This is a genomic window from Sphingopyxis sp. CCNWLW2 (assembly GCF_037095755.1).
GTDB lineage: Bacteria > Pseudomonadota > Alphaproteobacteria > Sphingomonadales > Sphingomonadaceae > Sphingopyxis.
In genome coordinates this window covers 2281730-2304638 of the sequence record NZ_JBAWKJ010000001.1, presented here as the reverse complement: position 1 = coordinate 2304638, position 22909 = coordinate 2281730, and the positions used below count along the sequence as shown (strand labels likewise).

16 protein-coding genes and 1 pseudogene are annotated in these 22909 nt (G+C 64.6%); 10 read left to right on the top strand and 7 right to left on the bottom strand.

All coding sequences use genetic code 11. The features are described 5' to 3' along the window. Positions 1 to 92: 92 nt before the first annotated feature. Positions 93 to 3479, top strand: coding sequence for a glycosyl hydrolase (locus tag V8J55_RS10905; protein WP_336445623.1), 3387 nt, complete (start codon positions 93 to 95; stop codon positions 3477 to 3479). A gap of 146 nt (positions 3480 to 3625) precedes the next feature. Here the strand turns inward: V8J55_RS10905 and V8J55_RS10900 are convergent, their stop codons facing one another. Then, positions 3626 to 4495 carry an alpha/beta hydrolase gene (locus V8J55_RS10900; RefSeq protein WP_336445622.1) on the bottom strand — a complete coding sequence of 290 codons (870 nt, stop codon included), beginning with the start codon at positions 4493 to 4495 and terminating at the stop codon, positions 3626 to 3628. A 288-nt stretch (positions 4496 to 4783) separates the two neighbouring features. On the opposite strand from V8J55_RS10900, the gene V8J55_RS10895 reads away from it, so the two are divergent. Together V8J55_RS10895 and V8J55_RS10890 are read left to right on the top strand one after the other, a co-directional pair. Further along, a complete protein-coding gene (locus tag V8J55_RS10895) occupies positions 4784 to 5509 on the top strand; it encodes a TetR/AcrR family transcriptional regulator (RefSeq protein ID WP_336445621.1) in 726 nt (241 codons plus the stop codon). Between the two features lie 126 nt (positions 5510 to 5635). Beyond that, positions 5636 to 5968, top strand: a complete 333-nt coding sequence (locus V8J55_RS10890; protein ID WP_336445618.1) for a hypothetical protein — start codon at positions 5636 to 5638, stop codon at positions 5966 to 5968. A gap of 79 nt (positions 5969 to 6047) precedes the next feature. Here V8J55_RS10890 and V8J55_RS10885 read toward each other — a convergent pair whose 3' ends face one another. Next, complete coding sequence (locus V8J55_RS10885; protein WP_336445616.1) at positions 6048 to 8276, bottom strand: beta-glucosidase family protein; 2229 nt, start codon at positions 8274 to 8276, stop codon at positions 6048 to 6050. A gap of 208 nt (positions 8277 to 8484) precedes the next feature. Between V8J55_RS10885 and V8J55_RS10880 the strand changes: the two genes are divergently transcribed. From V8J55_RS10880 to V8J55_RS10865, 4 genes are all read left to right on the top strand, one after another. Further along, the gene (locus V8J55_RS10880) at positions 8485 to 10710 is read left to right on the top strand and encodes a glycoside hydrolase family 3 C-terminal domain-containing protein (protein ID WP_336445615.1); all 2226 of its coding nucleotides are present in this window, start codon (positions 8485 to 8487) and stop codon (positions 10708 to 10710) included. A gap of 39 nt (positions 10711 to 10749) precedes the next feature. After that, positions 10750 to 12291, top strand: a complete 1542-nt coding sequence (locus tag V8J55_RS10875; RefSeq protein WP_336445614.1) for a carboxylesterase/lipase family protein — start codon at positions 10750 to 10752, stop codon at positions 12289 to 12291. A gap of 98 nt (positions 12292 to 12389) precedes the next feature. Beyond that, positions 12390 to 13718: a family 1 glycosylhydrolase gene (locus tag V8J55_RS10870; protein ID WP_336445613.1), complete on the top strand. Its 1329-nt coding sequence runs from the start codon at positions 12390 to 12392 to the stop codon at positions 13716 to 13718. Between the two features lie 140 nt (positions 13719 to 13858). Beyond that, positions 13859 to 14248, top strand: a complete 390-nt coding sequence (locus V8J55_RS10865; protein ID WP_336445612.1) for a c-type cytochrome — start codon at positions 13859 to 13861, stop codon at positions 14246 to 14248. A 152-nt stretch (positions 14249 to 14400) separates the two neighbouring features. Here V8J55_RS10865 and V8J55_RS10860 read toward each other — a convergent pair whose 3' ends face one another. Both V8J55_RS10860 and V8J55_RS10855 read right to left on the bottom strand, forming a co-directional pair. After that, complete coding sequence (locus V8J55_RS10860) at positions 14401 to 16491, bottom strand: beta-galactosidase (RefSeq protein WP_336445611.1); 2091 nt, start codon at positions 16489 to 16491, stop codon at positions 14401 to 14403. After that, positions 16491 to 17378, bottom strand: coding sequence for a ThuA domain-containing protein (locus tag V8J55_RS10855; protein ID WP_336445610.1), 888 nt, complete (start codon positions 17376 to 17378; stop codon positions 16491 to 16493). The genes V8J55_RS10860 and V8J55_RS10855 overlap by 1 nt, the downstream gene beginning before the upstream one ends. Between V8J55_RS10855 and V8J55_RS10850 the strand changes: the two genes are divergently transcribed. Beyond that, a complete protein-coding gene (locus tag V8J55_RS10850) occupies positions 17377 to 17526 on the top strand; it encodes a hypothetical protein (protein WP_336445609.1) in 150 nt (49 codons plus the stop codon). The two genes, V8J55_RS10855 and V8J55_RS10850, sit on opposite strands and share 2 nt — an antisense overlap. 130 nt (positions 17527 to 17656) lie before the next feature. Here the strand turns inward: V8J55_RS10850 and V8J55_RS10845 are convergent, their stop codons facing one another. The 3 genes and pseudogenes from V8J55_RS10845 to V8J55_RS10835 all read right to left on the bottom strand — a co-directional run bounded on the left by V8J55_RS10845 (position 17657) and on the right by V8J55_RS10835 (position 21212). Further along, positions 17657 to 19045, bottom strand: coding sequence for an MFS transporter (locus V8J55_RS10845; protein WP_336445608.1), 1389 nt, complete (start codon positions 19043 to 19045; stop codon positions 17657 to 17659). 153 nt (positions 19046 to 19198) lie between these two features. Next, a pseudogene (locus V8J55_RS10840) lies at positions 19199 to 19300 on the bottom strand (3-oxoacyl-ACP reductase); the annotation flags it as partial. 25 nt (positions 19301 to 19325) lie between these two features. Further along, positions 19326 to 21212, bottom strand: a complete 1887-nt coding sequence (locus V8J55_RS10835) for an IlvD/Edd family dehydratase (RefSeq protein WP_443030803.1) — start codon at positions 21210 to 21212, stop codon at positions 19326 to 19328. Positions 21213 to 21387: 175 nt separating this feature from the next. On the opposite strand from V8J55_RS10835, the gene V8J55_RS10830 reads away from it, so the two are divergent. Beyond that, positions 21388 to 22317, top strand: a complete 930-nt coding sequence (locus V8J55_RS10830) for a poly(ethylene terephthalate) hydrolase family protein (RefSeq protein WP_336445606.1) — start codon at positions 21388 to 21390, stop codon at positions 22315 to 22317. A 71-nt stretch (positions 22318 to 22388) separates the two neighbouring features. After that, complete coding sequence (locus tag V8J55_RS10825) at positions 22389 to 22853, top strand: hypothetical protein (protein WP_336445605.1); 465 nt, start codon at positions 22389 to 22391, stop codon at positions 22851 to 22853. Positions 22854 to 22909 lie beyond the last annotated feature (56 nt).

Here is a 22909-nt window from a genome sequence, read left to right as displayed (position 1 = left end):
TGAAACTTACAAGCATTATTGACTGCTAGTTGACGTCCTTTATGGTGACCCCGAACGCCGGTGGATACCGGGCGGAAGGGAGCGATGAAGGCATGATGAGCAAGATGCTGTTGAAATCCGGTACGATGGCGCTCGCCCTCGCCGTGACCGGACCGGTGCCGGCGTTTGGCCAGGCCGACAGCGATCCGCTGATGTCGGAATTCCGTGACCCACCCCAGAGCGCCCGCCCGCGCGTTTGGTGGCACTGGATGAACGGCAACATCACCGAGGAGGGCATCGCCAAGGACATCGAGTGGATGCGCCGCGTTGGGATCGGCGGCCTCCAGAATTTCGATGCGAGCCTGATGACCCCGCAGGTCGTTGAAAAACGGCTCGTCTATATGACCCCCGAGTGGAAGAAGGCCTTTCGTTTCGCCGCGGATCGCGCCGACGCTGCCGGCCTCGAGCTCGCGATCGCGGCTTCGCCGGGCTGGTCGGAGACCGGCGGTCCGTGGGTAAAACCCGAGGACGGCATCAAAAAGCTCAGTTTCTCGCATGTCGATATCGTCGGCGGGAAGCGCTTCGCCGGCAAGATCCCCCAGCCTCCGGGGGCGACGGGCCCCTTCCAGACGCTCGTCGAAGGCGACGTTCTCGGGCTCGAGCAAGGCACGAAGGCGCTTCCACAATTATATAGCGACGTCGCGCTGTTCGCGTTGCCGCTGATTGCCCCGCCTTCCCCGGCCAAGGCAATGGTCCGCGACGGCGCGAGCCAGCCGGTCGACGCCGCGCTCCTCGCCGATGGCGATCTCGTCAAGACGCTGGATCTTGGCTCCGGCACCGAGAGCGCGCCGCCATCGCTCGTTTACAGCTATGACAAACCTGCCGAGCTCCGCTCGGCGACCTTGTTCATGCGCGACGTCACGGCGTTGGGTGGCGGCCCCCGCTTCACGCCGGTCCTCGAAGCGCGGGTTGGCAACACATGGAAGCCGCTTGCGAACTTCGAGATGTCGAACGTCCCGACCACGGTTGCCTTCGCGCCGGTTCGGGCCAGCGAATATCGGATCGTCTTCGGAGCCTATTCGGGGAAGAGCGGACCTTCGCTCGGCGCGCCTGCGCCAGGCGCAATCGTTCCGGCTGGCCTCGGCGCGATCAAGGGCCCCTCGCCGGTCAAGGTCGCCGAGTTCCGCCTGTCGGGCGAGTCGGTCATTGACCGCTTCGAGAGCAAGGCCGGCTATTCGCTGACCAACGACTATTATGCCCTCGCGACGACGACCTCACCCGAAGAAGCCGGTGTGTCCGCCGCTTCGGTCGTGAACCTGACCGGCCGTCTGAAACCCGACGGCACCCTCGACTGGGTCGCCCCGAAGGGCAATTGGCGCATCGTCCGGCTCGGCTGGACGCTGACCGGAAAGACCAACCATCCCGCGCCGCCCGAGGCCACCGGCCTCGAAGTCGACAAACTCGACGGCGCCGCCGTCGAGCGTTATCTGCGTCACTATCTCGAGATGTACAAGGATGCCGCGGGCAGCGACCTCCTTGGCTCGCGCGGCGTCCGGGCGTTGCTCACCGACAGCAGCGAAGTCGGCACGTTCAACTGGACACCGCGCATGGTCGAGCATTTCAAGCGGCTGCGCGGCTATGATCCGACACCGTGGCTGCCGACGCTCGCGGGGCTGGTCATCGGGACGCGCGCTGAAAGCGATCGCTTCCTCTATGATTACCGGCGCACACTCGCCGAGCTCCATGCCAGCGAGCATTATGCGACTGTCGCGCGCATCGCTCGCGAATATGGGCTTACGCTTTATGGCGAGGCGATCGAGGACAGGCGACCGGTGCTGGGCGACGATATGGCGCTGCGACGTCACACCGACATACCCATGGCAGCCCTGTGGGTCTGGAGCGATGAGAATGGCGTCCGCCCGACGCTGCTCGGCGATATGAAAGGCGCAAGTTCGGTTGGCCATTTCTACGGGAAGAATATCGTCGCGGCCGAATCAATGACGTCGGCGCTTGCGCCCTGGGCCGCAGCGCCCAAGGATCTGCGCCGGGTGATCGACCTCGAGTTCGCACACGGCATCAATCGCCCGGTCATTCATACCTCCGTGCATCAGCCGCTCGACGACAAGAAGCCGGGCCTGTCGCTCATGATCTTCGGGCAATTCTTCAACCGCCACGAAAGCTGGGCCGAGATGGCCAAGCCGTGGGTCGATTATATCGCGCGCAACAGCTTCCTCCTGCAGCAGGGGCGTAACGTCGCCGACGTTGCCTATTTCTATGGCGAAGAGGCGCCGATCACGGCGCTCACGGCTTATGCACCGCTCTTGGACACGCCCGTCCGTTACGCGTGGGACTTCGTCAACGCCGACGGCCTCATGGAAGGGCTGACCGTCGACAGCGAAGGCAGGCTTGTCGCCCCGTCGGGCGCGACGTACCGCGCCCTCTATCTTGGCGGCAGCAGCCGCAAGATGACGCTTCCCGCGCTGCACCGGCTCACGGCGCTCGCCGAAGCCGGCGCGACGATCGTCGGCAAGGCGCCCGAGGCGAGCCCCAGTCTCGCGGACAATCCTGCCGAGGTGACGGCTGCGGTCAGGCGACTATGGGCTGGCGGCGCCGAAACGCGCCTCGGAAAGGGCCGCATCCTCGCGGACAATGACGTCGAGCAGGCGCTCGCCCGGACCGGCGTCTTGCCCGACGTCGATTTTGGAGGGGCGGACGCTGGAAAGGACATGATGTTTGTTCACCGGCAGCTTCCCGACGGCGACCTCTATTTCATTCTCAACCGGTCGAAGCACGCAAAGTCACTCGAGGCGCGGTTTCGCGTCACGGGGAAGGCGCCCGAAATCCTGCGCGCCGACACCGGCGGTTCGGCGCCGGCCTCCTATCGGCAAGAAGGCGGCGTGACCACCGTTCCCCTCGAGCTCAGGGGCGAGGACAGCCTGTTCGTCCTTTTTCGCAAGCCCGCGGCGGCGTCAGAGCGCGCTCTAGCCGCGCCAAAGCTGCGCGACCTGTTGACGCTCGATGGCGGCTGGACAGTCCATTTTCAGCCCGGCCGCGGCGCGCCGGCCTCGGTCGACCTGCCGCGCCTCGCCTCGCTCAGCGAGCAGGAGGATCCGGCGGTCCGCTATTTCTCCGGCGAGGCCGTCTATTCGAAATCTTTCCGCCTGCCGGCCGGCGCCCGGCACGGTCAGCCGCTGTGGCTCGATCTGGGATCGGTCGGCGATCTTGCCGAAGTGAGCGTCAATGGCACAAGGGTCGGCACTGTGTGGCATGCGCCGTTCCGCATCGACATCGGCAACGCCGTGCGGACGGGCGACAACAGGCTTGAGATCAAGGTCGCCAATCTCTGGGTCAATCGCCTGATCGGCGATGCCCAGCCCGAAGCGAAGAAGACCACCTTCGTCGCAATCCCGACCTACAAGCCCGACGCCCCGCTCCGGCCGTCGGGTCTTATCGGCCCCGTGACGATATCGGCGACGGAAGGCCATGGGCGGGCGAAATAGACCGAACAAGGGCTCTTCTCCCGTTCACGCACCCTCGGGTGGGCCGGAACGACGATCGGCACATGTCGAGAGAGGCCCGGCGCACTGGCGGCGCGGGTCGCGCCCGGCGATCGTCGCCATCCGGCGCCGGGCCCTCGCCCGCCGGTCTAGAAGCCGTTCGATCGGAGCCAGGCCAGAAACTGCTCGGGCCAGTGCACCGTCGTCGTCCCGGGAACGCCAGCATAGCCATAGCCATGACCGCCCCTGGCATAGAGATGAAGTTCCACGGTCGCGCCGGTCGCCTTCCAGGCGGAGACAAGACCGAGATCATCCTTGCCGAAGATCGGATCGTCCGCGGCCATCGAAGTCCATAGGGGCGGCAACTGGGTAGGCAGCGGCGCGGTTGGTGCCGAAAGCGGGCCATAGATGGGCGCCACGAACGCCGGCATGGTCGCCGGGTCGCTTTCGCGGACCAGGGCAAGCGTCGTCATCGCCCCGGCGGAGAAGCCCATGAAGCCGATCTTGCCCGGATCGATCTTCCATTTGGAGGCATTGGCGCGGACCAGGCGCAAGGCTTGCTTTGCGTCATCGGTCGCGAGGCGAGTACCCTGTGCGAACACTTCGGCTCGCGCCGCGTCGTCGCCGCTGAACAGCTTCTGCCGCATCGCGGTCATGGTGCCGGGAAGGTCGGGCGGTGTCGGGGTCAGCCTATATTTGAGGACAAAGGCGGTGACGCCTTGCGACGCAAGCCAGCGTGCGACGTCCCAGCCCTCGCTGGACATTGACAGCATCATGAAGCCGCCACCGGGCGCGATGACGACGGCCGTGCCATTTCCCTTGCCTGCGGGGGGAAAGAAGGGCGTGAGTGTGGGCTTCGAAACATTGTGGACGAGGTAAGCGTCCCTCATCTGCGCCCAGTTTTCGCTGGCCGCGCCACCCGCGGGGACCGCAGCCTCTAGGTCGATCTCGCCTGCCATGGCGGGAGGCGCGACCTGATCCTTGAGCTGTGCTGCGCAGGGCGCGGCCGTAGCCGCCAACGAGGCCAGGGCGGCTCCGGCAATCATACGGCGGACTGTCTTCCTGAACTTCATGACGACCTCTCGACTTGGGTTGCGACGACGGCGTCGCACAGGCCCGGCCCGGTGTTCAAGACAAAACAGTCAGTTTCGCTTTTAAAATCCTTTCGGGCTGGAAGCTCTACCCTTCCCTTTGCCGCCGCAATCCCCGACAACGCGCTTAAATCCGCCGTTCCACGACAGACAAAGTGCGTTTGAGACCGGACGAAAAGCCGCGAAGGCGAAGGAACTTCGCTTGAAACTTGAGCGATGATCGTTCAACCCTGCACCATTATCATTCGCTCAGCCCAAGCAGTTTCTGGAGACTATTCTCTGATGGCAACAAAATCAGCCGCGGCGGTACCCGAAGCACCGCCGGCAAAGCAGCGCCGGAAAACCCAGGCCGAACGCAGCGCGGCAACGCGCCAGGTCCTTCTCGACGCGGCGGTAAAATGTCTTTTCGAACATGGTTATGGCACGACGACGACGATCCTTGTCGCCGAAGAAGCCGGTGTCAGTCGCGGCGCCATGCTGCATCAATTCCCGTCCAAGGCCGATCTGATGACTTTCGTGGTCGAGGCCGTGTTCGCGGATGAGGTCAAACAATATGGCAAGTTGCTAAAAGGGCTGGACGATCCGCGCGAGCGGCTCATGGCCTATCCGATGGCGGTCTGGAAATTGCAGAGCCGGCCCGAGGGCGTCGCCGTGCTCGAGATTTTCCAGGGATCGCGAAGCGACACCGTGCTCGCAAAAAAGCTGAAGCCGGTTCAGGCAAAGATCGACAAGGCCGCGATCTCCGCTCTCGAAAGTGAGTTTCCCGCCGGCGTTTCGATACCGCTTCTGCAACTCATCGTGGGCGTGGCGCGAGGGCTTGCAATTTCGCAGGTGATTGCACCCGCCGGCAAGGGCCGCGAGCCGATGCAGCTTTTTCAGGACTTGCTGCGTGCGGGCATGGAAGCCGGCCTTCTGCGCGGCAACAAGGCGGCGAAGAAATAGTCACCCCATCGGGACGAGGTTTCAGCTCGCCGCTTGGACTAACAATCAGGATTGACTGTAAGCATCCTCTGCGGCAATCTTCGTGCAACCGCGCCCCTTGATTGCGGCCAGTTGAAGGAAGAGGATATGAAACTGAAAATCGCCGCCGCCGCGCTGCTCCTCGCGAGCACGCCGGCCTTCGCCGAACCCGCCAAAACCGAAGCCGCTGCGGTGCCCGTTGCGGCAGCTCCTGCGGCGACTGCCGCAACACAGCCCTTCTCGCGCGAAACCACGCTCGAGAATCTGATGGCCAACCCGGCGGCCAAGGAAGCCACGCTGAAGGTCTTCCCCGACCTCGACAAGCATCCGGCCTGGGAAATGATCAAAGGCATGAGCGCAAAGCAGATTTCAGAGGCGACAGGCGCCCTCCCCGAGGACAAACTCGTCGAGCTCGACACAGCGCTCAAGGATGTCAAATAAGCCGACAGAGCCGCACCCAACATTAGAAAGCCGCCCGGTTTGCAGAACCGGGCGGCTTTTTCATGCGCCAGATGCAGCGTCAGTTCGGAGGAAGGCTGCCGCGCAGCGTGAAATCGGTCGCCGAGCGGCCGACCGCTAGAGGCAGGCTGGCCGAGGTCCTCCGCCATTTTCCGGCCACATCGTCCCAATTCCCATAAGCGCGCGGCTCGAGGTCGATCGCCACGCGCCGGCATTCGCCCGGAGCAAGCTCTACCCGCGCAAATCCGGCCAGCCGCCAGGTCTCGACGCCGTTCCGATCGGCCGCCCGCACGTAGATCTGCGGCACGTCGGCACCGCTGCGCGGGCCGGTGTTCGCGATATCGAGAAGAACCTGCGGCCTGTCGCCGTGCTCGATCGCCAGATTTGCATGCTCGAAGCTTGTGTAGCTGAGGCCGAAGCCGAACGGAAACAGGGGCGGCCGGCCCGCTTGCTCGAACCAACGATATCCGACATTCGCACCCTCGACATATTCGGCTTCGAAGGGCGCGATACGAGCGCTTTTGTCGCCCGCCGCCACCGCCGCGTCCCGGGCGCGAAGCTCGGCGAGGCCGGCCGGTTGGGGCCTGGGCGCCTGATCGTCCGTCGCAGGAAAGGTGATCGGAAGCCGTCCCGACGGATTGACGTCGCCGAGCAGCAGCCGCGCAATGGCTTCACCGCCGCGCTGGCCTGGGTACCAGGCCTCGAGAATGGCGGGCACCCTCTCGAGCCAGGGCATCAATACGGGGCCGCCGGTTTCGAGGACGATGATTGTTTTTGAATTTGCGGTCGCCACGGCCTCGATCAACGCATCCTGCTCGTCGGGGAGCGCGAGCGTGAGCGCATCCACGGCCTCGGTCTGCCACTGGGTGGCAAAGATGATCGCCACGTCGCATTCGGATGCCAATGCCGCCGCCGCCTGCGCATCGGCGCCATTGTCGAAGCGGATGTCGGCCGCCGGCAGTCGTTCGCGAAGCGCGCCAAGCGGTGACGACGCGTGATAGGTTTCGCGGCAGAACCAGGCGCCATCGCCTGAATCGAGCGATCGCTCGATCGGCGCGCCGCCGATCGAGCGCACCTGCGACGATCCGCCGCCCGATGGCACGCCGACGTCGGCGTTCCCGCCGATCACGGCGATGCTCGCCACATCGCCCGAGAGCGGCAGGATATGGCCTTCGTTGCGGAGCAGGACCGAGCCCGTTTCGGCTACGCGTTGGGCAACCGCACCATTCGCTGCGACGGGCGAAGGCTGCGGCGTGGCCGGTACAGGAACGTCGAAAGCGCCAACCCCGATCATTGCGCCAAGGATGCGCGCGACCATATCGTCGAGCCGAACCTCGGGCACGCGACCCTCGGACACGGCGTCCTTCAGCCGGTCGGTGAAGAAGATGGCGCCGTTGAGCACCGAGTCGAGTTCGATACCCGATTCCTGGTCCAAGCCTGCCAGGACAGATTTTTCGGTCGAATGGACAGCCCCCCAGTCGGACATGACCCAGCCCGGATAGTTCCAGTCGCCCTTGAGAATGTCGTTGATCAGCACGGCATGCTCACCGGCATAATCGCCGTTGATCCGGTTGTAGCCCGTCATCACCGATGCCGGTTTGCCATCCTCGATGGCGATTTCGAATGCCAGCAGATCGCTTTCGCGAAGGTCGACAGGGTCAATCCTAGCATCGACGATCATTCGTCCGGTTTCCTGCGAGTTCAGCACATAATGCTTGACCGTTGCCGCGATATGATTGGACTGGATACCAGCAACGGCGGCGCCGCCGAGGCGGCCGCTCAGCAGCGGATCTTCGCCGATATATTCGAAATTGCGACCGCACCAGGGATCACGCGTGAGGTTGATCCCGCCCGCGAGCATGACGTTGAAGCCCTTGGAATAAGCCTCGCTGCCGATCATTGCTCCCCCGGCCCGCGCAATCTCCGGATCGAAACTGGCGCCTGTCGCCAGCGCCGCGGGCAAGGCGGTCGCCGTATCATCGACGCGCGCATTGAGCGTGTTGGCCACCCCGAGGCTGGCGTCGGTAATGGTGAGCGGCGGAATGCCGAGCCGCGCAAGGCCCGGCGTGAACCCTGAGGACGGGATCATCCCCAATTCGGCGGCCCGCGGAGAAATGAGCGGGAAATAGCTGATGACGAAAGAGAGCTTCTCGTCGAGGGTCATGCTGGAGACCAGCGCCTCGGCCGCAATGCGTGCTTCACCTGACGTCGCGCGTCCGCCATTGTCCGCCGACCCGCGGCTCGCCGACTTCGCCATATCTGCCATCACCCCGATATCATCCAAATCCATGCGTCTTTCCGTTTTCCCGATTTGCCTGCCCCCCACGCTACGCGGACGACGATCAACTAACAAGCCAAATTGACTGTTTGTTGCCGACGGGACAACAGGCATCGCACAACCCCTCTTGCGCAATCTCGATGAAACAGTCAGATTTGCTTATAAGTTTGAATCGCGAAAAAGCCTCGCACCGGGCCGGGGCCATGAGGGAGATACAAAAATGCTACGCTGGACGCTCGCAACGGTATTGGCGCTGAGCCAGACCGTCTGGCCGGTCGCAAGCCTTGCCAGCGATGAAGCGGCCGCCGCGAAGCCCCGGCTGAGCGACGCCGAAGCCGATCGGCGCGCCGCCAAGCTGGTGGATGCCATGACGCTAGAGGAACAGTTGCAGCTGATCCGTCCGCTCGCCGCGACATCCTATCAATTCGCTCCCGGAGCCAACAGCTTCCCCGAAGGCATGCGAACGCCACCGCCGGCGGGCGCGATCAGCTCGGCGGGCTATGTGCCCTCGATCGCGCGGCTCCGCTGGCCGGCGCTGCAGGAATCCGACGGCCCGATCGGCGTTGCCAACATGAAGGGCTGGATTCGGGGGATCGATGACCAGGCGACCAACTTCCCGTCGAGCATCGCCTGGGCGGCAAGCTTCGACCCGACGCTGGCGCACCGTGTCGGCGCGGTCATCGGGCAGGAAGCGCACGCCAAGGGCTTCAACGTCATGCTTGCCGGCGGGGTCAATCTCTCACGCGACCCGCGTGGGGGCCGCAACTTCGAATATGTGGGCGAGGACCCGCTTCTCGCTGGCCGCATCGCAGGCGCTACGGTCGCAGGCATCCAGAGCCGAAACATCGTATCGACGATCAAGCATTATGCACTCAACGACCAGGAAAGCGGCCGCGGCGTTCTGGATGCGCGCATTTCGGAAGCAGGCGCGCGCGAATCCGATCTTCTCGCATTCGAAATTGCCGTGGCGGCAGGCAAGCCCGGCTCGGTCATGTGTTCCTATAACCGCGTCAACGGCGACCATGCCTGCGAGAACGACTGGTTGCTGAACAACGTGCTGAAGAAGGATTGGGGATTTCGCGGCTGGGTGATGTCCGACTGGGGCGGCGTTCATAATATGCGCAAAGCCGTTGCCGCCGGGCTCGATCAGCAATCGCCGCAGGGCAAAGATCTGTTCGCCAGCCTCGCCGACGCCGTCAAAAGCGGCGCGGTGCCGCGCGAGCGCATCCGCGATATGGCGTTCCGCATCGTCCGGTCGATGATCGCCGTGGGCGCGATCGACAACCCGGCGCGCGCCGGCGGGCCGATCGATCGCGACGCGCATCTCGCGGTCGCCCAGGCCCAGGCCGAGGCGGGCGCAGTCCTCCTCAAGAATGAGGGTGTCCTGCCGCTCGAGGGCGTGCGCCGCGTCGCGGTCATCGGCGGCTTTGCCGACATCGGCGTGCTGGTGGGGGGCGGCGGGTCGATGGTGAATCCCTATGGCGGCATCGTCAACGAGGAGAACCGGATCGGCATGGCGTCGCTTGGCAAGTGGGCGTTCGTACCCTCCTCGCCGCTCGCGGCGCTGAGAGCGCTGCGCCCCGATCTCGACATCACCTTCGATGATGGAACCGACCCGGCCCGCGCGGCCGCGGCCGCGGCAAAGGCCGAGGTCGCGATCGTCTTCGCGCTCAAGCAGGAAACAGAGAATTTCGATTCGGCGGACCTGTCCCTGCCGCGCGGCCAGGACACCCTCATCGCCGCGGTCGCGGCCGCCAACTCCCGAACGGCGGTCATTCTCGAAACGGGCAATCCCGTATCGATGCCATGGCTCGGGTCGGTCAGCGCCGTGCTGCAGGCCTGGTATCCGGGTCAGCGCGGCGGCGAGGCCATCGCCGCGATTCTCAGCGGAAAGATATCACCATCGGGCCGCCTGCCGATCAGCTTCCCGCAGGCGGTCGCCCAGTTGCCGCGCCCGAAACTCGACGGTTATGATCCCAAGGCAACGCTCTTTTCTCCGCCTCCCGCTCCTTTCCCGGTCGATTATCACGAAGGCAGCGACGTCGGATATCGCTGGTTCGAACGGACACGCGCCGAGCCGCTTTTTCCGTTCGGTTTCGGCCTGAGCTATACGCGGTTCGAGCATAGCGACCTCAAGGTGAAGGGCGGCAAGCAGCTCATGGTGAGCTTCACAGTGACCAACGTCGGCAAGCGCGAAGGAACCGATGTTCCGCAGCTTTATGTCGCTCCCCCGGGACGCACCCATCGTCTCGCGGGGTGGGAGAGGGTCACGTTGAAGGCGGGTGAAAGCCGGCGCGTGACAGTCAAGGCGGATCCGCGGATCCTCGCATCCTGGGATGCGGCCGGCTGGCGCCGCGTGGGCGGCACCTATGATGTCCGCGTCGCAGCCTCGGCCAAGCTTGACGGCCTTCAGGCGAGCGTCCCGCTCGCGGCTGGCGGCCGCTAGCCGGCCGGCCACGGCGCTCGCTTCAACGGAGAATAAGATATGCTGCGTTCAGTCCTTCCCCTCGTCGCGATCGCCCTGGCCTTCCCGGGCTCTGCGGCGGCGCATTCGGGGCAGCCCGAGGTCAAGATCGCGAGCGGCCGCGTCGCAGGGACGTCGGACGGCGACGTGGTCAGCTTCAAGGGCCTTCCTTATGCGGCGCCTCCGGTCGGAGACCTGCGCTGGAGAGCGCCAAAAAAGGCCGAACGCTGGAGCGGCACGAGGAAAGCGGATACATATGGAGCGATCTGCCAGCAAATCCATCAGCCGAAAGACAATGGTGTCGGTCCGCTGCCGATGAGCGAGGATTGTCTCACGCTCAATGTCTTCGCGCCGGTCGCGGCGAAGAAAGCGCCGGTCATGGTGTGGATCCATGGCGGCGGCTATGTGAATGGTTCGGGGACGGCGGCGCTGTACGACGGCTCCGCCCTCGCCCGCGAGGGCGTCGTCGTCGTGACGCTCAACTATCGTCTCGGGCGGTTCGGCTTCTTTGCGCATCCGGCGCTGACCGCGGACGCGGACGGCGAGGCGGTCGGCAATTACGGGCTGATGGATATGATCGCGGCCCTGAAATGGGTCCGCGATAATGCCGCGCGCTTCGGCGGCGACCCGAGGCAGGTCACCATATTCGGCGAATCGGCGGGGGGCGCGGCCGTCAACGCGCTCATGACGTCGCCGGCAGCGCGCGGACTCTTCGTCCGTGGCATCGTGCAATCCGGCCTGGGCCGCGAGACGGTGCTTTCGCTCGCCGAGGCTGAAAGCGCGGGCGACGCCTTTGCCGCCAACGTCGGTGCGCGGGATGCAACGGCCGACACATTGCGCGGGCTGAGCGCGGAGGCGATACTGAAGGGAGGCGACCCGCAGATATTCACCGGCGGCGGACCGATGGTCGACGGGACGATCCTGACCCGCGCACCGATCGACAGCTTCCGGCGCGGCGAACAGGCGCGAATTCCCTATGTCATCGGCTGGAACAGCCTCGAATTCCCCGTTCCCGCGGCCGCTCTTTCCAGCGCAAATCCCTTGAGTTCGGCCATTCCCACGGGCCTCCTCGCGCGCGCCGAGCCCGCTTATCCCGACAAGGACAGCTACAGTCTCAATTTTCTCAGCGACATGTTGTTCGTCGAACCGGCAATAGCGCTCGCACGGCTCCATGCACGGCAAGGCAATCCCACCTTTGTCTATCAATTCTCGATCGTTCCGAAAGCCGCGCAAAGCATGCTGAAGGGCGCCGTCCACGCGTCGGATCGCGAATATGTCTTTCAGACGCTCGGCGCTTCCAACTGGCCGACCGACGCGAACGATGCCGCGCAGGCGCGCACGATCAGCAGCTATTGGGCTGGCTTCGCGACCACCGGCAATCCGAACGGTGGCGCGCGTCCGCCCTGGCCGCGTTTCGATCCGGCACAGGCACGGCTAATCGATTTCACCGGGGCGGGCCCGATGGCCGCCGACATACCGCGCGCAGCTGCCATAGAGATGATCGCTACGGCGCATGATGCGCCGGGCGAGCCTGTGACCGCGGTTGGGGAGAAGCAGGATTAGCCGCCGCGGGTACTAACTTACAGTCACGATTGACCATAATATCGGCCTTGAGTAGAGCCGCTGTAACCGCCTCGCGCGAGGCATGAGAGGATGCTGGAATGATTGAGAATCTCGACCGCCGGACCATGTTGCTCGGCGCTTCGGCCGCGACCCTGGCGGCGGCGCATGCCGCGAAAGCGAAAATGCCGGCGCGACCCGCGCGGCCGCGCTTCCTCTGGGGAACGGCGGGCGCGGCCTACCAGATCGAAGGCAACAATGTCGGGAGCGACATCTGGCTGCTCGAGCATCTCAAGCCCACCCTGTTCAAGGAAGTGTCGGGCGACGCTGCCGATACCTATCATCGCTATGGCGAAGACATCGCGCTGGCCGCCTCCTTCGGCTACAATGCCCACCGCTTCTCGATCGAGTGGTCGCGGATCGAGCCCGAACCCGGCCAATTTTCGCTCGCCGCGATCGCTTATTATCGCCGTGTCATCGAGGCGATCCGCAAGCAGGGCATGACTCCGGTAGTGGTCTACAACCATTTCACCGTGCCGCGCTGGTTTGCCTCGGCCGGTGGCTTCACCAACCCGGCCGGTGTCGAACCTTTCGTGCGCTACTGCCGCTTCGTGACCGAGCAGCTCGGAGATCTGTTCGATATCGCGATCACGCAAAACGAACCCAATCTGTGGGCTCAGCTTGCCTGGTCGCCAACCTATCCGCGACTAAGAGCTGCATTCGACGCGGCCAACAAGGCCGCGGCGAAGGCCGAGGGATCGGACATCTTCGCCTCCCCGACCCTGTCCGACTGGAAGGTGCAGCAGCCGGTCATGATCGAGGCGCACAACCGCGCCCGCGAAGCGATCCGGCAAGCCTCGGGCGGCCGGATCGACGTCGGCTTCACCCTGTCGCTCCCCGACGACCGGGCACCGCCGAGCGGCGCGAGCGGCGTCGAGCGCAAGCGCGCGGATTATGTCTATCCCTGGCTGGCGGCAGACTATGATTTCGTCGGCGTTCAGAACTATACCTATAATCTGGTCGGACCCACCACCGACCTGCCATATCCCGAGGGCGTCGAGCTGACGCAGAACGGCTATCCGCTGGCGCCCGAAACGCTGGGCAATGTGATCAGGATGGTCGCCAGCCGCACGAAGAAGCCGATTATCGTCACCGAACATGGCTGCTCGACCGAGGACGACAGCCGGCGCGTCTACATGATCGAAAATGCGCTGAAGGGCGTGTTCGACTGCCTGCGCGAGGGCATTGACGTGCGCGGCTATCTCCACTGGTCACTGCTCGACAATTATGAATGGTTCTACGGCTACACGCCCAAGTTCGGGCTCGTGTCGGTCGACCGGAAGACCTTCAAGCGCACGCCGAAGCCCAGCGCCGCCTTCCTCGGCAAGATCGCCCGCAAGGGCCTTCCGGCGGACATTCGCAAGAGCTGAGCGGTGCGGACATCCTCGCACCGGGAAAGCAAGGCAGCCGGTCGTTGGCCGGTGCCTGCGCGTACCGGCGCCTGTTCAGGTCCGGGCAATCTTTTTACAGTCAAAGATGACTGCAAATTAACCCGACAGGAGAGAAACAAATGAAACGCCTGATGTTTCCTGCCATCGCCCTTTGCCTCGCCGTCGGAGCGGCAAGCCAGATGTCGGTTCCGGTCCGGGCGGCGCCGCAGGCCGATGCCGCGCGCGGCGCGACCCTGTATCAGCAGCGCTGCGCGATGTGTCACACGCGCAGCGGCAAGGGCGGCAAGATCGGCCCCGACCTGACGGCCGTCATCGGACGCAAGGCCGGAAGCACGACCTACGCCTATTCCTCCGCGATGAAGGCATCGAAAACGGTCTGGAATGCCGCGACGCTCGACAAATATCTCGCCGCTCCCACGAAAATGATCCCGGGGACGAAGATGGTCATTTCGGTGAGCAAGCCCGAGGATCGCGCGGCGATCGTGCGCTATCTCGCCGCGGGAAAATAGGCGCTTAGACCGCGCCAATAAATGAATGAAAAAACGGCGGCATCTCCCTCGAAAACGGGAAGATGCCGCCAGTTTTGACCGGCGAGAGGACACCGGAAAGACATCAGGTGGCAAGCGTTGGCCCGTGTCGGCCGCGCATCGACGGCGCCGCGTTACGGCCCTGCCCCCGCTGCGCGCGCGCTCAAGATCGTCGACCCGAAGGCGGGTAGTTCGATCGCGCCATCCGGCGTGCCGAACGTCCGCGGCTCGTCTGTCGTGTTCTGAAGGAATGTGAGGACGGTTCCGGGTCCGCTGCGCGTCGTGACCTCGACCCCGGCGGGCAGGGTCATGGGCGGCCGCACGCCGGCCTCGGCGAACAGGGGCTCGAAGAGCCGTGCCACCAGCGGGTGCGTGAGATAGGTCCCGACGTATATGACCGACCCGGCCCCCAGCCAGCGGCGGGTGATCGCGGGCTCGCCCGCCAGAAAGCGCGCATTCCAGCGCGCCAGCACTTCGACTCCGGCGGCGGGCTCCAAAATCTCGTAGCCGTGCTGGGCCTGAACCGGTTCGCCGCCAAAATCGACGAATTGCTCGCGCCGCGCCGATTCCGCCATGCGCCCGCTTCGCAGGGTCTCGACCTGGAAGACGGCGCCCGAGAGCACCGATGCTGCACCGAGCGCCGGAAGCCGGCCGAATTCGGCAACGCGCACCCCGCAGAGCTCGGCAAGCGGCCCGGGCGGGGTCTCGGTCGACACATGATTGTTCGCGGTGCGTGTCGCGGTGCGCGCGCCAACCACGAGGATGCCGCCCGCTTCGACGAAGCGCGACAGCGACGCGCTCCACCGCTCGTCCCAGATCGCGAGATGCGGCACGAAAGCGATCTTGACTTTCGACAGGTCGTCGCCGGGCGCCGCGAAGCCGCAGCGAATATTGCGCATGTAGCAATGATGATGGAGCGGCAAGGCCAGTTCGGCGAGGCTTGGGAGACCGAGCGAAAAGGTCGATTGCGCGATTTCATTGTCCCAGTCGGCGCCGAGGATCGCGACATCGATATCGACGCTGGTCCCGATCACCTCGTCGCGTACCGCCTTGAGCTGCGAAATCGTCTGCTTGAGTTCGGCGTAGCGGCGGCGCGGCACGCGGTCATGGTCGAGCGCGCCCATCCAATAGGCTTCGGACCCGTATCGGGCGCTCGTCCAGCGAAACCAGATCAGGCCGTCGGCACCGCGCGCGACCGACGAGAAGGCAAAGCGGTTGAGTTCGCCCGGCTCGAGGGCCGGGATGGCAAAGGCCGGGTGCGCCCCGGCGCCCAGTTGGAGTTCGGGGACGATGAAATTGCCGGCCCAGCCGCGGAAGCTGTCGAGTTGCATCGCCTGCGCATAGCCGAGGCCCATCTTCATGAACTCGTCGCGAAGTCCCGGATAGAGGTCGGTCCCGAGAAAATCGAGACCGGAACCGAAATCGCGCAGGTCGATGTCGTTGAGCCGGCCGATATTGTGAAAGACGAACCAGCCCGGGTTCGTCTCGCGCAGAATCGCGACCTGCTCGGACTGAAAATCGCGGGTCATGTCGGCGAGGAAACGGCGATAGTCGAGAAGGTGCGACGGGTCGGCCGAGGCCGGCCGATTGCTCACCGGCGTCTCGACCTGCGCGAACGCGTCATATTGGCGATTCCAGAAGACCGTCCCCCACGCCTCGTTCAGCGCTTCGATGCTGCCGTATCGCGCGACAAGCCAGCCCCGGAAGGCGTCCTGCGCCACCGCCGAATGACTTTCGGAAAAATGGGTGTTGAGCTCATTGTCGGTCTGCCAGCCGATGACGTGCGGATTGTCCCGATAATGCTCGGCGAGGGCGCGGGTAATGCGCCGGCTATAGTCACGAAACTGCGGGTGCATGATATCGACATGCTGGCGCGACCCATGCCGCTGCGCGACGCCGGCCTGATCGACGCGCAGCATGTCGGGATGGCGATATGTCAGCCAGCGCGGCGGGGTGGCGGTCGGGGTGCAGAAGATGGTGTCGATCCCCCGGCTCGCCAGCTCCGCGATCGCCTCGTCGAAGAGGCTGAAATCATAGCGGCCTTCTTCGGGTTCGATGACGCTCCAGGCGAATTCCCCCATGCGGACAGTCTCAATCCCCGCTTCGGCCATCAGCGCGGCGTCGGCCGCCAGATGCTCGCGCGGTTCCTGTTCGGGAAAATGGCAAATGCCGAGAAGAAAGCGCGGACGCGAAAGCGGACGCCATGGGATCGATGGGTGGGTCACTACGGGGTTCCGGGAAGAGAGGGAGACATAAGACCGTCGCGGCGGCAGCCCGAAGGCGCGAGCCCCATGGTCCACGCGATACCTTGTTCGATCAGCCGCACATTGTTGGGATCGCGATAATTTTCCGGCCGGTGTCCGATGGCGGAATAGAAGGAGCGGCCGCGACCGACGCAGCGGATCCAGGCGATCGGATGATCGCCCATGCTGAGATCGCGGCCCCCGGAAACCGGCTTGTAGCTCGTCTCGTCAAGGCTGAGCAGGACGCGCGTGCGCGGCCCGCGCGGGCTCTTTGCGAAGCTGTACCATTCCTCGACGGGTGCCCAGTCGCGGGCAATGCCGGCGGTCAGGGGATCCGCGGGATTTTCGACGATGATCCGGCCCTTCTGATGTGCGTCGGGATGACCGATGAAGCGCGCGCCGATCAGCTCGTCGGCATACCAGTCCCACAGATAGATCGGGTCACCGCCCGAGCCATGGATGGCGGCGAAGCCCCCGCCCCGCTCGACGAAGCGGCGAAGCGCCGCGCGCTGGCCAAGGGTCAGCATGTCGCCGCTGACATTGTTCCAGAGAATGGCGCGGAAACGCGAGAGGTTGCGCGGCGTAAAGTCGCCGGCGCTGCTCGAGAAGACGAAAGTCCAGCCGCGTCGTTCCCCGATCGCCTGAAGCGCCTCGGTGGCGGCGAGAATCGAAGGCCCGTCGCGAAAGCCGTTGCTGCGGTCGAAAATCAGGACCGCCGGCGCGCCTGCCGGGACGGCGAGCGCATCCGCCTTGTCCGCCTCGTAGCGCGCACAGCGCGCGATGCTGTCCTCGGGCCGGATCGGCAAAACGGCGAGTCGCTTTTCGAGATCCGCGACCATCTTCTCATCGAGCGGAAGGGTCCGGGCCATGACCCTGAGCGAGAGAATCGATGCAAAGCTGGGCGGTGTCGTTCGCAGTGCGATGGGCGGCATCTTCGCAAAAACGCCCGCCGATTCGACGATGGCCTTCGCTCTCTCGTCAAGGAGGAGATCGATGACAGGCGTATCGGCCGAATAGGCCGTGCGCGCGAGCGGGCAATCGCGAACCCCACCGGTCGCCGCGTTCGCGCCTCCCGTAACGGAGACGCCGAGCGCCAGGGCAAGGCCCGCGAAGGCGCGCAAGCGGCGGGCCGGGGACGATGATGCGTTCATGGAACGGCCACCGGGTCCGGGACCACGCGCGCACGGCGACGCTCGATGATCCGCACGATGCGGCGATGGGTATCGCCCGAGAGCGGATAGAACCAGATGACGGCGACGCTTGCGGCGAAGAGAAGGAGCGGGCCGGTGCCGTAGAGCAGGACAATCCCGTGGAGCGTCTCGGGCGACTGCGGACGGTTGGGCACATAGCCGATCCAGCCCATGATCAGCCCGATGAAACCGGTACCGATCCCCAGCGCGACTTTCTGCGAGAATGCGATGAGGCCGAAGACCGCCCCCTCGGCGCGCGTACCGGTCTTCCACTCGCCATATTCGACGGTGTCGGGGAGCATCGACCAGAAGGTCAGGATGAACGCAGAATTGCCGATCCCGATCATCACCAGCGGCAGCCAGAGCGCCGCGCCGCCGCGCGGTGCGAGCGCAAGAATGATAAGATAGGCGAGCATGTTGAGCCCGGCGCCAGCGAGCCAGACGAAGCGTTTGCTGCGCCGCCGCGCCACGATCATCCAGGGGATCATCGCCAACGCCGATGCCCCGAGCGAGACGACGAGACCGAGCGTCACGAACGCCTCCGAGCCGACCCAATATTTGAGATAATAGATGAGCGCCTTGCCCGACATGGTGTAGCCCGTCGCGCCCGCCGCCGTTGCCGCGAAGAGAAGCAGGAAGGCGCGGTTGGCCCGCAAGGTCGCGATCATGTCCTTGAGGCTCGGATGATCGCCGGTCGCCGCGGTGACATCCTCGCGCGTTGTCGCGAAGGTCAGCAGCAGGATCGCCGCGGCGAGCGCCGAATAGAGGATGCTGACGAAGAAAAAGCCCGTTTGACCGCCGCCCAATGCCTTGGCCAGCGGCAGGGTGAGCGACGCGAGCAGGAGACCGCATGTGATCGCAAAGAGCATGCGCGCCGCCGCGAGTTGCCCCCGCGCGTCGCTGTCCTGCGTCATCTGCGCCGAAAGCGCGATATAGGGGATGTTCACGAAGGTGAAGACGGTGCGGTAGACGAGGTGCGTCGCGAAACAATAAGCGACAAGCGCGCCGCCAGTGAGACCGAGCGGCAGGAACATCGCGGCGACCGACAGCGCGAGCGGGACCGATCCGAACAGGAGATAGGGGCGATAGCGGCCCCAGCGCGAGCGCGTCCGGTTCGCGATCATCCCGATGACGGGATCGGTGATCCCTTCCCAGATCAGCGCGACCATGATGATGAGGCCGGCGGTCCCGGCCGGGATCTCGAGCACGTCGGTGTAGAAATAGAGGAGGAAGAGCGACGCGAAGGTGAAGCTCAGGTTGAACGCGAAATCGCCGGCGCCGTAGCCGATGATCCGGCCCATCCCGAGGCGACCCGACACTTGCGCGGTCGTGGCTGCGGCGGTCATGTCCGGTGCCCGATCTGACCGTTCGCACGGTCCCTGTGCAGCGCGCCCGCGCCCGAATGTTGCGCCACTTGTCATCTCCCGAACCTGTCAACAAACAGGATTATCTGACTGTTTTTGACTCTGCCGCAGATTCTGTCAAGCGGCTTTGGCAAGCTAGCCCTCGTAGGTCGCGCGGCCGCCGGATGTGTCGAAGGTCGCCGCGGTCGAGAAGCTGCATTCGTCAGAGAGCAGGAAACAGATCATCGCGGTCGTCTCCTCGGTCCGGCGATCCGAATGGCCATCAGTGATTGTCCCGCGGGACACCGAAGATGGTGCTGATACGCTGGAAGGCTTCGGCCCCTTCCAATATCGCGCCTTCGCTAAGATGTCCGACCGACGCGCGCTGAAGCGCCTGCCAGGGCGTTTGCGAGGGCGGATAGCGATATCCCCTGTCCGCATCGAGCTCCGCGCGTCTCATGGCAATTTCTTCAACCGGAAGCAGGAGATCGACGCGCCCCTTGGCGAGGTCGATCCGCACGCGATCGCCGGTACGCAGCAGCGCCAGATTGCCGCCTGCCGCCGCTTCGGGTGATGCGTTGAGAATCGAGGGCGAGCCCGACGTCCCCGATTGCCGCCCGTCTCCGATGCAGGGCATCGACCGCACACCGGCGCGGATGAGCCGGGCTGGCGGCTGCATGTTCACGACTTCGGCCGCACCGGGAAAACCGATGGGACCCGCGCCCCGCATCACCAAGATATCGTCGGCCGTTATGTCGAGCGCCGGATCGTCGATGCGCGCGTGATAGTCTTCGGGCCCGTCGAACACGAAGGCACGGCCCTCGAACGCTTCGGGATCGGCCGGATTGGACAAATAGCGCTCGCGATACTCCTCGGAGATCACGCTTGTCTTCATGATCGCCGCATCGAACAGATTGCCGGTGAGGACGAGGAAGCCGGCGCGCGCCTTCAGCGGCTCGCCGAACGGCCGGATGACCTCCGGCAAGATCGTTTCGGCGCCGCGGCAATTGTCGCCGATCGTCCGGCCGTTGGCGGTCAAGGCATCCTCGCGAATGAGCCCGGCGCCCATCAGCTGGGCGACCACGGCCGGGACGCCGCCCGCGTGGTGGAAATCCTCGCCGAGATATTCGCCGGCGGGCTGGAGATTGACGAGCAGGGGCACGTCGAGGCCGACGCGCTGCCAGTCCTCGAGCGGCAGATCGACGCCCGCGTGCCGCGCGATTGCAGCGAGATGTACGGGCGCGTTGCTCGATCCGCCGAGCGCCGAGTTCACCACGATCGCATTGTGAAAGGCATCGCGCGTCAGGATGCGCGATGGCCGCAAATCCTCGCGCACCATGTCGACGATGCGCAGGCCGGTGCGATAAGCCATCTGGCCACGTTCGCGATAGGGCGCCGGGATCGCGGCCGAGCCCGGGAGCTGCATGCCGAGCACCTCGGCGAGAGAATTCATCGTCGTCGCGGTGCCCATCGTATTGCAATAGCCGGGCGATGGCGCCGAGCTCGCGACGAGATCGAGAAACTCGGCATAGTCGATTTCGCCAGCCGCCATGCGCTGACGCGCTTCCCAGACGATCGTCCCCGAGCCGGTCCGGCGGCCGCGGTGCCAGCCGTTGAGCATTGGCCCGACCGAGAAGGCAATGGCAGGAACATCGACCGTCGCCGCTGCCATCAGCAGCGCAGGCGTCGTCTTGTCACAGCCGATCGTTAGCACCACGCCGTCGAGCGGATAGCCGTAGAGGCTCTCGACCAGCGACAGATAGGCAAGGTTGCGGTCGAGCCCTGCCGTCGGGCGCTTGCCTGTTTCCTGGATCGGGTGGACCGGAAATTCAATGGCGACGCCGCCCGCTTCGCGGATTCCCTCACGGATGCGCTTCGCCAGTTCGACATGCTGGCGGTTGCATGGTGCAAGATCGCTGCCGGTCTGCGCGATGCCGATGATCGGCTTGCCCGACTGCAGTTCCTCGCGAGTCAGGCCGTAGCTCAGATACCAGCCAAGATAGAGCGCAGTCATGTCCGGGTTCGCGGGATTGTCGAACCAGGCTCGCGACCGCAGGCGCTGCTCTTTTGTCACTGGAAATCTCCCCTCGCGCACGCCAATTGCCGTCGCGCCTTTTCTTGCTGACCGCCTATTCCGATCGAGCGAATTTGCAAGCATGATTGACTGCATTTTTCGAAGTAGATCGGACGAGTTCCGACCATATCGAACCGAATCCGAAGATGCCCAAGGCGCGCAAATAAGACAACTAAAAAACAATCCAGCATGTTTATATCTTGCGAAGCTCATACTGCGGTGCCATCCTCGCCGTCGGCTTCCGAGCCGAAAGCAACATGGGAGAAACAGGATGCTGAAAGCGTTCATTGCCGCTGCCCTGGCGGCCACCCTAACCGTGCCTGCCGCTGCGCAGGTTCCAGCCTATACGACCAAAGGGCCGATCGAGGCCAAGTATCAGGCCCTCGGACCATGGGCCGTCACCAAGACCGTCTCGGCGGTCGCCTGTGACACCGAGAACAGATTGTGCGACATCTGGTACCCGACAAATCTTGGCACCAACCCGATCAAGGGATTGGCAAGCGGCTTCAAGCACCCCGTGGTGAGTTGGGCAAATGGCTCGGGCCAGACGCCGGTGGTTTACGAATATTATCTCAAGCATCTGGCGTCGTGGGGATTCGTCGTTGTCGCGTCACGCGACGACGGCACCGGGAACGGCAAGACGACGGCCGACGCGGCCCAATATATCATCAACCAGGGAAACAGCGCGTCGAGCATCTTCTACAACAAGATCGACACCACCAATTTTGCCGCAGCGGGTCACTCGCAGGGCGGCGCTTCGGTTACCAACCTCCACGCGCGCAAGAGCCCTCTGTTCAAGACCTACGTCGGCTTCCACACCGCGCCCTGGTTCTTCTCGCTTCTGTGCTGCAACGTCATTCCGGGCACCTACAACGGCTCCGGCGTGACCAAGTCGATCTTCCAGTGGAGCAGCACGCCAGACAGCGGCACACCCGACTGGTATAATCCCGTGCCTGCCCCGGCTCTCAAGGCCTATGCGCTCCTCAAATATGCCAATCACGGCGACGTGGGGAGCGGCGCGACTCCCAATTGCCCCAACTCGGGCTGCGCGCAGGGCGCCTATCCCTATCTCGGCTACTCGACGGCCTGGCTGATGTGGCAACTGCAGGGTGCCACCGATGGCGGCAATGCCTTCAAGCAGGGCGGCGAATTCTTCCTGCCCAACGTCAACTGGACAATGAATCTCTCCAACGTGCCCTGACACCGAGGCGCCTCCTCCCGCCGCGACGTCGCAGCGGGAGGGTCGCCGGGCCGGCGAAGGAGATATAGGAGATGGAACAGATGGAAACGGGCCAGCCGCCCCGGATGCTTGCGCGCATCCTTGTCATCGCATCGCTCGTAGCGGCAGCGATGCTGCTGATCGCGCTATTCTACGCGCGCACAACACCGTCGGCCGAGCCGCAGCGCGACCATTGGGCAGTAACCCTCCCGACGACGCCGGCGGGCGCCGCAGCGGCGAACGCGCCGTCAGGCACGCGGGCTGCAGAAGCCGCGAGTAAAGGCACCGCTCCCCCCGGGGATATGGCGCACGCGCTCGCGCTTGCACCGACCGCGATCATTCGCGACGTCCAGCTCTTGTCGCGCGATCTTGGCATCCGGTGCGGCGAAGTGTCGAGCGACGGTGGCGTCACCTTCAAGCGCTTCTTCCACATCGACACGATGAAGACCGGGCGGGTCGACGACGGGTCGGAGGATTTTCGTCAACATGCCGCGAACGTATGCACGTCGCGGTCCTGAGACGGGCAGCGGCCCGTGACAATATTTGGGTCGCCGCCACGCCGCCCGTGATCTTA